The sequence below is a fragment of the Microvirga sp. 2TAF3 genome (assembly GCF_052114965.1).
Classification (GTDB): Bacteria; Pseudomonadota; Alphaproteobacteria; order Rhizobiales; family Beijerinckiaceae; genus Microvirga.
Window position 1 is genome coordinate 1 of the sequence record NZ_JBFRFT010000034.1, and the last position, 11,295, is coordinate 11,295.

Consider the following 11,295-nt stretch of genomic DNA (forward strand, 5'->3'; position numbering starts at 1 on the left):
TCCCGGCGGCTCATCTTGCATGACGCTGGGGCGGGCCGAGGGTTTTTCTTGAAGGATGCTGGGCCGATTTAACGTTTTGTAGATCATCGCCCCATTATTACTCAGCCTCGAAAATGACACTTTTTCCCCGGGCCAGCCATGCACGTTCTCAACAATCTGCGCCTCCTCACCAAGATCGCGATCCCTGTAACGATCTTCGTCGCGATCACGATTGGGCTTATCGTGCTCGCAAGGACCGGGCTTGAGAACATGGCGCAAGATACGCAAAGGCTTGTCGAACAGGATGTTGCCAGGCTGAGCAAGATTCTGTCTATCAGCGCCGCCGTGAATGACGTGACGATTCAGGAAAAGAACATTCTCGTCGACAAAGATATTGAGGTCCGTAAAACCTATGCGAAGCGCTATGAAGAATATAAGCAGGTCGTTCTCACTGATCTCGACTCTCTCATAGCAATTGCTGGTTCACCCGAGCGCTTAGCCGCATATGAAGGTTTGAAGGCGACTGTTGTTTCCTATATCGCTCTCATGGACAAAAGCGTCGGTCATGGCTTGAAAGGCTACATGGATGACGCGGCTATGCTCATCTCCAATGGCGAGGGCCGTCAGGTACGCATTAAGGTCAGAGAGGCGATGAAAGAGCAGGCCGAGGTCAGCTCAAAGGCGCTCGATGCTGCGAAGGAAGAGGCGAGGCAGCTTGCCAATAGGACCTCCTTGACACTGGTCATATCTGCGGGAATTGGTCTTCTGATTGCGGTCGGACTTATCGGCGCAATTGCGGGTTATGGTGTTGTCCGTCCACTTACAGCGATGACAAATGCTATGGCGCGGTTGGCTAAGGGAGATCATTTGGTCTCGGTGACTGGCGCTGATCGCAAGGACGAAGTTGGCCAGCTTGCCCGGGCTCTCCAGGTCTTCAAGGATAACGCTGCCGAGGCACGACGCCTCGCGGCAGAACAGGATGCCGAGAGCGACGCCAAGATGCGACGGGCTCATATTCTGGATGACCTGACCCGACGCTTCGAAGCCAATGTCTCTGCCTTGATACAGGGGCTATCTGCTGCGGCCACAGAAATGGAGGCAACGGCTCAGTCCATGACGCATGTGGCCGATCAGGCGACCGGACAGTCGGTTACAGTTGCGTCCGCTGCCGAGCAGACATCTGCAAATGTGCAGACCGTGGCTGCAGCGACCGAAGAACTTTCCATTTCCATTCGAGAAATCGCCAGCCAAGTCACGCAATCGTCCCACATTGCTGAACGGGCTGTATCAGATGCAAAGCGCACTAACGATACTGTACAGCTGCTAGCCGCATCGGCAGAGAAAATCGGAAGTGTCATTGCGCTCATCAATAATATCGCAGGGCAGACCAATCTGCTTGCTTTGAATGCGACCATCGAAGCGGCACGAGCCGGCGAAGCCGGCAGAGGCTTCGCCGTTGTGGCCTCAGAGGTCAAGGAGCTTGCCAGTCAGACGTCCAAGGCAACTGATGAAATCTCGCAGCAAATTGGCTCCGTACAACAGGCGACCGAACAGGCCGTCAGCGCAATTCAGCAAATTGCTCAAACCATTGCGGAGATGTCTCAAATCTCGGTCTCGATCGCAGCAGCAATGGAACAGCAAGGGGCTGCTACGACAGAAATTGCCCGCAACGTCCAAGCAGCAGCCCGGGGAACCGAACAGGTCACGGGAAGTATTGGTGCGGTTCGGCAAGGTGCTGGCGAGACGGGCGCAGCAGCCTCTCAAGTTCTTAGCGCAGCCAAGGAACTGGCGCGCCATTCAACCAGCCTCGGCCAAGAGGTTGATAGTTTCCTCTCTGGCGTAAAAGCCGCGTAAGCGCCGCACGGGGCGTCGGTGAATGGGCGGCCCTTAAACTTCTGTTGAGCTGGGTGACCGTGATGGACGATCTGCTACATGAGTTTTTGACTGAAACGAGCGAGCATCTCGATACGGTCGACATAGAGCTCGTGCGGTTCGAAAAGGACCCGAACAACGAGACGATTCTACGCAATATTTTTCGCCTTGTTCACACGATCAAAGGTACGTGTGGATTCCTCGGCCTCCCACGCCTCGAAGCTCTTGCCCATGCAGCTGAAACGCTGATGGGGCGGTTTCGTGATGGCATGCCCGTCACAACTGAGGCCGTCTCGCTCATCCTTGCAACGCTCGATAGAGTAAAAGATATCCTTGGCGAACTAGAACGCAATGGGACTGAACCCGAGGGCGCGGACCGCGATCTGATCGACCGTCTTGAAGAGATGGCCATGCATGAGAGTCTGGCGGCTCTTGAGTCGGAACCAGCGAAGTCGATTACGACCGGTACGCTGACTTACCAGGTGCTCGAGCGTGAATTGCGTCCGGGAGAGGTTTCGCTGGACGAACTGGAGCGTGCATTCCTTGAAACGCCTGGGCCAGATCTTGTTTCTCTTCCTCCGCAGCCGGCGACTAAGGAGCCAACGCAATCAGTCATAGATAAGGCTTCAGAAATTTCTGATAGTGCCGAGAGCGATGCCGCACTTTCCAAGATTCAAACTATTCGTGTGAATGTTGATACGCTCGAGCATCTGATGACCATGGTCTCGGAGCTTGTACTGACTCGGAATCAACTCCTTGAGATTTCTCGTCGAGTTGATGACAGCGCATATAAGATCCCTCTGCAACGACTATCGCACGTCACTGCCGAGTTGCAGGAGGGCGTGATGAAGACGCGCATGCAGCCGATTGGGAACGCATGGCAAAAGCTGCCGCGCGTCGTGCGTGATCTCTCTTCAGAGCTTTCCAAGAGAATCGAACTTGTCATGCTCGGTGCCGAGACAGAACTCGACCGGCAAGTGCTTGAGGTAATCAAGGATCCGCTCACGCATATGGTCCGCAACTCTGCTGACCATGGTATCGAAACACCCCTGGAGCGCAAGGCTGCCGGGAAGTCCGAGCGCGGAACAATCCGTCTGAATGCATATCATGAGGGTGGCACGATTACGATTGAGATCGCCGACGACGGCCGTGGTCTCAATTATGCTGCCATTCGGCGCAAGGCGGTCGAACGAGAGATTGCCAGTGCCGCCGATGTGGAGCGCATGAGTGAGGCACAGGTTGCCAAGTTCATTTTCCATCCTGGCTTTTCGACCGCAAAAGCCGTAACTGCCGTCTCCGGCCGCGGCGTCGGCATGGATGTGGTCAAAACGAATATCGAGTTGATTGGCGGAACGGTCGATATTCTCTCTGAACAGGGGATCGGGACTACTTTCACCATTAAGATTCCGCTTACCTTGGCAATTGTAGCGGCGCTGATCGTCTCAGCACATGAACAGCGATTTGCCATTCCACAATTAGCCGTCCAAGAGTTGGTACGTGTGAACCCGAATTCCGAGCATTCGGTTGAGCGGATTAATGGAACGCCGGTTTTCCGCTTACGGGATCGCCTATTACCAATCGTCCCTCTGTCGAAAATTCTCGGCCTCAGCAATGCCGATTCCGTAGATCACGGCTTTATCGTCGTAACCCAGGTCGGCCGCCAACGTTTCGGGATTCTGGTCGATGGCGTTTTTCAGACGGAAGAAATCGTTGTAAAGCCGATGTCTTCGAAAATGCGCCATATCCAGTTATTCTCTGGAAATACGATCCTAGGCGACGGAGCGGTCGTGCTCATCATCGACCCGAACGGACTAGCACGCATGGTCGGTTCGGGCTCGGATGAGAACCAACTTCAAGTCGATGAAGGTGCGGAAACGATACAGCGCCATGAAGACGAGACAACGACGCTTCTCGTCGTTCGTGGTGGGAACGGAAGTCTCAAGGCTGTGCCGCTGGCGCTTGTTACGCGCTTGGAGGAAATCGACGCGAGCACGATCGAGAAGGTCGGTGGACGTCCCTTTGTACAGTACCGCGGTCGCCTGATGCCTCTTGTACCATCTGATGAGAGCCTATCGATAAAGCAGCATGGCTTGCAGGCTCTCGTGGTCTTTTCGGATGGTGAGCTTTCCATGGGGCTTGCGGTGGAAGAGATCGTCGACATCGTTGACGATAGGATCAATATCGAACTCGTTGCCGGCCGTGCTGATCTCATTGGTTCTGCGGTGGTACGCGAGCGGGCTACGGAAATCGTCAATGTGGCGCATTACTTGCCATTAGTGCACGATGCTTGGATGCGCTCGGCGGCCGTAAATTCCGGAGCTGTTCAATCTATCCTTCTGGTCGATGGCTCTGCCTTTTTCCGTGACATGCTGTCTCCGGTTCTCAAAGCATCAGGATACAGAGTGCATGCCGCTGCAAGTGCTGAGGAGGCTCTTCAGATTCTTAGTCAAGGTACGGGAATCGATGTTCTTATAAGCGATCTCGATCTGCCGGACCGCTCTGGATTTGATCTCATTGAAACGATCCGGACGTCTTCCCGATGTGCCAACTTGCCCGTGATCGCGCTAAGTGTGAGGCATGATCAGCGCCAGATCGCTCTTGCCCACAAACTTCGAGTTACGGAACTCATTGCCAAGTTCGACCGGAATGGACTCCTCATGGCATTGACTGAACTGAAAGCCTCTTTCGAGGTAGCCGCATGACTGCATCTCAAGCCAAAGCCGCTTCGTCATCAAAAGCGAAGTCAGCCAGTCACATGGACTATGTGTCTGTGATAGTCTCCGACCAGTTGCTTGGCCTTCCAATCGAGCGTGTACATGACGTGTTCGTGGCCAGCGAAATCACATCCGTGCCACTCGCGCCGCCAGAAATCGCAGGCCTTCTTAACTTGCGAGGTCGTGTTGTCACGGCTGTATCGCTACGCCGTCGGCTTGGATTGCCGGATGTTGAACTGCTTGGCAGTAAGATGGCCGTGGGACTGGAGCAACGTGGTGAAGCCTACGCCTTGCTTGTGGACAGGGTCGGCGAGGTCTTAAAGCTCGATAGAGGGGCTCTACAGCCGAATCCAGTGCACATGGACCCGCGATGGTCGAGCTTGTCGCATGGTGTTCATCAGCTCGATGGAAGGCTCATGATCATCCTTGACGTTGACGCTGTGTTATCCTTTGAAACTGATCAGCATGCCGCCTGAGCGGTATATACGACCGATCTCTCTTTGCAGAAGGACCCAATAACGTGAGCCTTGATCTCTCCACACCCGTTCTTGTCGTTGATGATTACCAGACTATGGTGCGGATCCTGCGCAATCTCCTGAAACAGATCGGCTTCAATGATGTGGACGATGCCTCCGATGGCACCAGTGCTCTCGCGAAACTGAAAGGAAAGCAATACGGTCTTGTGATTTCCGATTGGAACATGGAGCCGATGACTGGGTACGAGCTTTTACAGAAAGTGCGCGCCGACGAATCCCTTCGAACATTGCCCTTCATCATGGTGACAGCTGAGTCGAAGACGGAGAACGTCATTGCTGCTAAGAAAGCGGGCGTGAATAATTATATCGTTAAGCCTTTCAATGCGCAGACTCTTCAAGCGAAAATTGCAGCAGTGATGGGGCAGTAATGTCGATGAGTGCCGATGGCATGACCTCCCGCAAAAACTATCGAATCGAAGGTTCTCATGCGCATGTCGCAGCAGATCCTGTTGCTTCAGAGCGTCATCTTGAGATCATGGAGGCGTTCGCCTCATTAAGAAGCCTCATACAACCCGCAAACGAAGTTTCGCAGAATCTGCTCGAAGAGCGGCGGCGCGATCTTCAGGAAGCTTTCCGCCTCAAGGTCGAGATGGATGCAATCTCAGAGGCTATCCAGCGGACAAAACGCGAGATTGCAACTCTGCACTATGCCGGTTCTCAAGGTCGAGAAATGTCCCGGGTGACGGACGAGCTTGGAGCTATTGTGCTTGGGACCGAGACAGCTACCCACGCCATACTGGCTGCGGCGGAAAAGGTTGATGAGCTTGCAGGTAATTTAGCCGCAAGAGTCTCCGGTGGAGATAAGGAAATTGCCCGAGAAATCTCCGAACAGGTGATCAATATATTTGAGGCGTGCAACTTCCAGGACATAACCGGCCAACGCATCAGTAAAGTTGTTGCAGCTATGCGTTTTGTCGATGAGCGCGTGACGCAGATGATCGAAATCTGGGGGGGGCTCGAAAGCTTCAAGGACGTGGCTATATCGGGGATTCCCGAGCGTACCGGAGATCGCGCACTCCTCAACGGACCTGCCCTTGAGCAGGATGAGGATCGGACATCGCAAGATGATATCGACGCCCTATTCAATTGAAGCGATAATGAACTGCGCGGCAACGATACACCCATCTGGTTTGATGGTAACATGATGGATCGCACTAGGAAGATGCTCTTTGCAGTGCGATCTGTGCTAGGAGCGCAGCGAGTAGATGCTCTAGCGCTTAGATTATGGTTGGCGCTTTGATAAATTGGAAGAAAAATTCAAACCTCAATCGATGTTGATAGAGGGAGGTGTTGGTAGAGGGATAAGGCGCGCTTCTGTTACCACTCTTGCAAAGCGCTCCGTGTCTAGTGTTTCATCCCCTGATGGATCGCTAACAAGAATGCGTTGTATCGCAACACCCACATGGAATCCGTGCAAAACTAACTTAAAAAAAACAGTTATTGGGGGGTGAACAAATTCCAAGTTGAGCACAGCTGCGGGCGAGTTTCCCCACTCAAAATCGAGATTTGCGACGTGACTATAGCGAAGAGTGCCTTCTTTCAGGTAAAGCTCAGATGAGGAGTCCAGCAAATCCTCGATGTTGGCATGGAGGTTCTTGCATACGTAGGAAGTAAGAATACCAGTATCGGCTAGGCAAAGCTCCGAGACAACTTCTTTGATGCCAAGGGCCAAAACTCTCTCGTAAGGCAGGAGATCTTCTGCTTGGCTCCAATCGGAACGACTATTCGCTGCGTCGCGTCTGTTCATTTCGTCCCCGTAAGGATGAAAAAGAGAATATGGGTCGCTGCTCGATAAAGTTCGATGGGAAGCATAGGGGCGGGCTTCCCAAAGGCCTGCAAGGGCCTTCAAAAAAGCCATCTACCATGACAGAAATGTTATGTCTCTCAGGTGCATTCGAATTTTCTTGTAGCGAAATTTCATTCATGGTTCGGACAACTCACCCACGACCCTTCACAAAAAAACTAGCGCCTATCTCGAAGGGGTATAGGCTATATTAAAAACACAAGATCTCAAGTATAAGAGAAGCCTAATTTTTACAATCAATATTATAAGAATGAAACTGGCGCCTGCTTGGGAAAAATCTAATGCGCTCCATAGGAAAACGTGAAGAGCCGTGCATTGTAGGCATGGAAAATTCTTATGACAATTCGATTGGATTGTATGTCTAGATAAATGTCATTGTGCCTATTGCATTGGAAATGCATCGACTAAATTTCTCCTTTTGAGTTAAAATTGTGCTTTATTGTACTTATTTAATAACACACTAACGTAGTGGCCCTGTCTCCTTTGAAGTGGTCCTCTGTGATGTATGGCTTTGAGCCATTTGGAGGACGAGAGAAGGCCGAGGAGATTGTCGCGAAGCTGCGGCAGGTTGATGTTCTGGCCGCGCAGGGGCGATTGGGGCGGAAGCCATCCGGTCGATCAGCGTGACGGAAGTCACATACTATCTATGGCGTCAAGAATACGTCGGCCTCAAGGGGGATCAGGTCAAGCGCCTAAGGGAGCTTGAGGCCGAGAACGCCAGGCTCCGTCGGGCGGTGTCGGACCTGACTCTCAACAAGATGAACCTGTCCGAGGCTACCAAGGGAAACTTCTGAGCCTTGCCCGTCGCCGGCTCAGTGTAGATTATGCGACTTTGTCGCGGGCTGCACGTACAAAGGACGCAAATTCCGCGCGGTGGGCGCCAGGACAGCCTATATCGCGCCGGCCAGCCCATGGGAGAACGGCTCTTGCGAAAGCTTCAATGCGAAGCTCCGCGACGACCTGCTCAATGGCGAGATCTTCGACACGCTCAAGGAAGCGCAGACGGTTGGCGACGGCACTGCAGCACTGTGCGTCCCCCTCATCGCTCGGTGACAAGCCACCTGTACCTGAAGTGGTGCCATGGCCGGCTGCACAATCCCAACCAGCTCCACCGGCCACCTCGACCGTAGCGCTAAGACCGATTATGCATTAACAATCAAAGTGGACCACCTCTTGGGAGGCGGCCAATCTTATGACGAGCATATCGAGACTCGGGTTGGACGAAAATTAGGCTGCATTGCTATCGGTCAATGAATTTTTCGAAAATATATAGCGTCGTTCAATCCTGAACAGATGGATCAAGCAATTTTGTTAGAACCGGTGTCACGACAATATCGGATATAGCTCGCAGGCTTACCTCATCCATGGCTATGATGACGCCACCGCATACGATCCGCTGGCCGGAAACTAGGTAACGTACCACTCCGGCTGCATCGAGTGACATCGGATTCTGTGATACGAAGCCCTGCATTGTCGCAGGGCAGTCATCTCTGCCGTAAACCAGCTCAATACCGTTGAGGCGCCCCACAACAGATTTAGGGACGATCCGTATCTTGTGTAGGCCATTGCTGCCGACGATCATTCGCGGGTTGACAATGGAGGCGATAACGCTTGGGCCCAAATGTAAATACCCTTCGAATGACACCGGGCTCTCTCCCGTAGTGAATCGGTCGAACACCGCGATGGCTTTAAGATCGCTCAGGATTACGAAGATACGACGGTGAGCATAATCCGGGCCATGAACGTTACTGCCGATCTCGAATATGCTGGCGCCTTCAAGTGTCGTTGTGGAGTGAAGCCAACCGACGCCGGCTGTCTGCTCGCGCCCGTTGGGTATCGCTACATTATGAGCCCGCGATGAGATCAAATATTGGTGGGCAGGTTGTGTCTCTTGAAGCCGTGAGCCGCCAGGATCCGTAATCCACCCAATACCGTTTGCTGAAAAAGAAAACGACGTAGAATCGAAATGTCCATATGGGTGAGGTTGCTCTGCAAGATGGGCGCAAAAATATCCCCATTCATGCCCGTGCACATAATGTCGCGCGGCTATTATGCCTGCCTTTGCAGGTTGGAAGATTTGTGGGCCCGACGGATAGGACAGCGCTGCCCTTATCTGACGGTCCGCAATGAGGTCCTGACCATATTCAAAGACCAGCCTTCTGATCCATGGTGAGTGATGACAACCGGGGGGGTAATCGCCAAACGGCGGGAGCATTCCTGACGGGTCAGTGAGAGATATCGCATTAAGGAGAGTTTCCTTGAGACGGGAAGTTAGGCTTTGGCCCAACTCCTTAGCCTCCGGTATCTTCTGCAGTGCAGCTTTGAGGATCAGTCCAAATGTGAGGATCTCCAGCCTGCAATGTTGCGATTGCTCGATTGATGCACCATCATCACCCAGCAATTCATCAAAGCCATCCCGGAGATGTGCGAGGGCAACCGAAGCCCAGTGGTGCGCTAGGGGAAAACGAGGCAATGCCTTTGCGGATGCGAGAAGAGAACCGGCAATACTGATCCGATGGATAGAGTGAGAGACGGTGTTCTGGCCGAGACTCTCGGCTAAGGCGAAGCTATGTCGGATCAATTCACCTAAGAGCGCTATCCGCTCCTGATGAGCCACCGCATTCTTGGGTGCATTCGCAGTCAAAATTAATATTCTGAGAAACACTTCCGTGCGGATTGCTAGGCAGAATGGATGGTTACTCGTTCCATCGTTCACTTGGCCCCAAGGGTTGGCTCGTGACCATGACAGAGCAAGATTGAGCGATCGCGTAAGACCATTCTTGCCCCCATGACTGACGAGATCAAGAAGCCAGGACAGCGAATGATACTCGTGGCGCCATGCAGGTGATCGGAAGGGGTCTTCGTCCCAGTTCGGCTCCTCTGGCAGCGCCCAAGCCGGGAATGTGCCAAGATGAAGCTGATCTGCAACGACCTGGCTTCGCCCGCCGTATTGAACCGTGCGTATTCGCTGTTGGATCGGGAGAGGTGGGACGAGAGCATGTTGATCCAGATATTCGAGAGCCGTCGCTGGTATTTTGAACGTGTCATCCAATGATGCATCGCTCAGATGCAAAATAGCTCGCTTAAGAAAATTCCCGGCCTCGGGAAAATCATCGCCGGTGATGTTTCCAAGGAGAAGCCGCTCTTCGAGTGAGATCTCCAAAGGCGTGATTAATTCCATTGATGTCCCGTCGAGCCACGATTGGAACCCAAGGTCGACGGTCACGGCTTTTGTTGGCGGCACGAGTTCAAGGGTGAAGCGACGCGCGCGCGTATGTATTGGAATGTTCAGAAAGGCACCAATTGCCGATGCGGCGAGCGTCTCCGGATACGGAGGTGGCACTACCGCCCCGTTGGAATCGCGAAATATGACGCGTACCAATGCGCCGTCCGTTCCGTCGCTCTCATTGACGATCTGCCCTCGGATGAATAGCCGGCGGTCGGGAACTAACGCATAGCTGAACCAGCATGGCTCTGATGTCACTGCTTTCCATGAGCGCCGTACTTGCGCGGGGGCATTGAGCGCTGTCTGGAGCGGAGATAAGTTCTGCTCGATATTATCAAAATTAGGTCGGTCGAACTGCCGCAGGGTTAGGTGGCTGACCTGAAACGGGTGAGAGTTGCGCCAGCTGCGAATAGTGACAATGAGCTGTTGGGCCGGAGCTGGGATGAGAAATGTGCGACATATCCTGGCGGTGCGCGAGATGTCTGCTTCTCGAATGAAATAGGCCGGTCCGGGAATATCAATGCTGAAAGGATCGATTTGCGTCCGCTTTAATCCAGGGACGTAACCAAAATCGAGACTTGAGCCGTCTTCTGCCAGAAAAGTGACGCCAACGGAGGCAAAATCGTGAGCGTTGTGCGACTCCTCTTCCGAATTCCAACCGATCTGAAAGCTGAGTTCGCACCACACATTCGATATCAAATTTTTGACATTCAGAGTGAGCCGGGACCATTGGTTCTTGTTCCCGATAATGTGCTGCCCTTCCGATGATCCGGATGATGAATCGCCTGCGTACAGGATCGAACTTGGCGATATAAGGGGCGCACCAGGCATGAAGGCTAGAGAACTCCGAGGGTGAGGCGATGCAGGCTGTTTGGATAACTTAAAGAAGCAATTTATACCCTCTAGCACGCGTTAAGCTATCCGTCTCTGGACGCCATTCGACAATGGGGCAAACTGGGGCTTTACGGTTTAAAACTCTCATCAGGACGACGGTGCACCGTCGTGTTTGTTGGAATGAGATTTCAGCCTGTGAAGGTATATCCGATATAGCGTTTAGCTTCGATGGGATCGTATCCGAGGCGGGCGCGGAGCTTCTTGCGCAGCTTGCTGACATGGCCCTCGACGACGCTCTCCTCGACCTCGTTGCTGTAGAGGCCGTAGATG

At 53.1% G+C, this 11,295-nt stretch carries 8 protein-coding genes and 1 pseudogene; 6 read left to right on the plus strand and 3 right to left on the minus strand.

Annotation, left to right across the window (positions count from 1 at the left end; all coding sequences use genetic code 11):
• Positions 1 to 138: 138 nt before the first annotated feature.
• The 5 genes from AB4Y97_RS20525 to AB4Y97_RS20545 all read left to right on the plus strand — a co-directional run bounded on the left by AB4Y97_RS20525 (position 139) and on the right by AB4Y97_RS20545 (position 6,191).
• Positions 139 to 1,833, plus strand: a complete 1,695-nt coding sequence (locus AB4Y97_RS20525; protein ID WP_442000897.1) for a methyl-accepting chemotaxis protein — start codon at positions 139 to 141, stop codon at positions 1,831 to 1,833.
• A gap of 62 nt (positions 1,834 to 1,895) precedes the next feature.
• Positions 1,896 to 4,553: a hybrid sensor histidine kinase/response regulator gene (locus AB4Y97_RS20530; RefSeq protein WP_442000898.1), complete on the plus strand. Its 2,658-nt coding sequence runs from the start codon at positions 1,896 to 1,898 to the stop codon at positions 4,551 to 4,553.
• Positions 4,550 to 5,041 carry a chemotaxis protein CheW gene (locus tag AB4Y97_RS20535; RefSeq protein ID WP_442000899.1) on the plus strand — a complete coding sequence of 164 codons (492 nt, stop codon included), beginning with the start codon at positions 4,550 to 4,552 and terminating at the stop codon, positions 5,039 to 5,041. The genes AB4Y97_RS20530 and AB4Y97_RS20535 overlap by 4 nt, the downstream gene beginning before the upstream one ends.
• A 44-nt stretch (positions 5,042 to 5,085) precedes the next feature.
• Entirely contained in the window at positions 5,086 to 5,469 is a 384-nt protein-coding gene (locus tag AB4Y97_RS20540) for a response regulator (RefSeq protein WP_442000900.1), read from the plus strand.
• A complete protein-coding gene (locus AB4Y97_RS20545; protein ID WP_442000901.1) occupies positions 5,469 to 6,191 on the plus strand; it encodes a protein phosphatase CheZ in 723 nt (240 codons plus the stop codon). The genes AB4Y97_RS20540 and AB4Y97_RS20545 overlap by 1 nt, the downstream gene beginning before the upstream one ends.
• Positions 6,192 to 6,365: 174 nt before the next feature.
• Here the strand turns inward: AB4Y97_RS20545 and AB4Y97_RS20550 are convergent, their stop codons facing one another.
• Positions 6,366 to 6,848 carry a hypothetical protein gene (locus AB4Y97_RS20550; RefSeq protein ID WP_442000902.1) on the minus strand — a complete coding sequence of 161 codons (483 nt, stop codon included), beginning with the start codon at positions 6,846 to 6,848 and terminating at the stop codon, positions 6,366 to 6,368.
• 558 nt (positions 6,849 to 7,406) lie between these two features.
• Here AB4Y97_RS20550 and AB4Y97_RS20555 point away from each other — a divergent pair.
• Positions 7,407 to 8,058, plus strand: a pseudogene (locus tag AB4Y97_RS20555) (integrase core domain-containing protein).
• A gap of 126 nt (positions 8,059 to 8,184) precedes the next feature.
• On the opposite strand, the gene AB4Y97_RS20560 reads toward AB4Y97_RS20555, so the two are convergent.
• On the minus strand, positions 8,185 to 10,962 hold the full coding sequence (locus AB4Y97_RS20560) for a heparinase II/III domain-containing protein (RefSeq protein WP_442000903.1): 2,778 nt from the start codon (positions 10,960 to 10,962) through the stop codon (positions 8,185 to 8,187).
• Positions 10,963 to 11,153: 191 nt separating this feature from the next.
• Positions 11,154 to 11,295: winged helix-turn-helix domain-containing protein (locus tag AB4Y97_RS20565; protein WP_442000904.1), on the minus strand; the 142-nt coding region annotated here is incomplete at its 5' end.

Coding starts and splice junctions, on each gene's coding strand:
- AB4Y97_RS20525 (WP_442000897.1), top strand. CDS start 139: ATGCACGTTCTCAACAATCTGCGCCTCCTCACCAAGATCGCGATCCCT.
- AB4Y97_RS20560 (WP_442000903.1), bottom strand. CDS start 10,962: ATGCCTGGTGCGCCCCTTATATCGCCAAGTTCGATCCTGTACGCAGGC.
- AB4Y97_RS20545 (WP_442000901.1), top strand. CDS start 5,469: ATGTCGATGAGTGCCGATGGCATGACCTCCCGCAAAAACTATCGAATC.
- AB4Y97_RS20530 (WP_442000898.1), top strand. CDS start 1,896: ATGGACGATCTGCTACATGAGTTTTTGACTGAAACGAGCGAGCATCTC.
- AB4Y97_RS20535 (WP_442000899.1), top strand. CDS start 4,550: ATGACTGCATCTCAAGCCAAAGCCGCTTCGTCATCAAAAGCGAAGTCA.
- AB4Y97_RS20550 (WP_442000902.1), bottom strand. CDS start 6,848: ATGAACAGACGCGACGCAGCGAATAGTCGTTCCGATTGGAGCCAAGCA.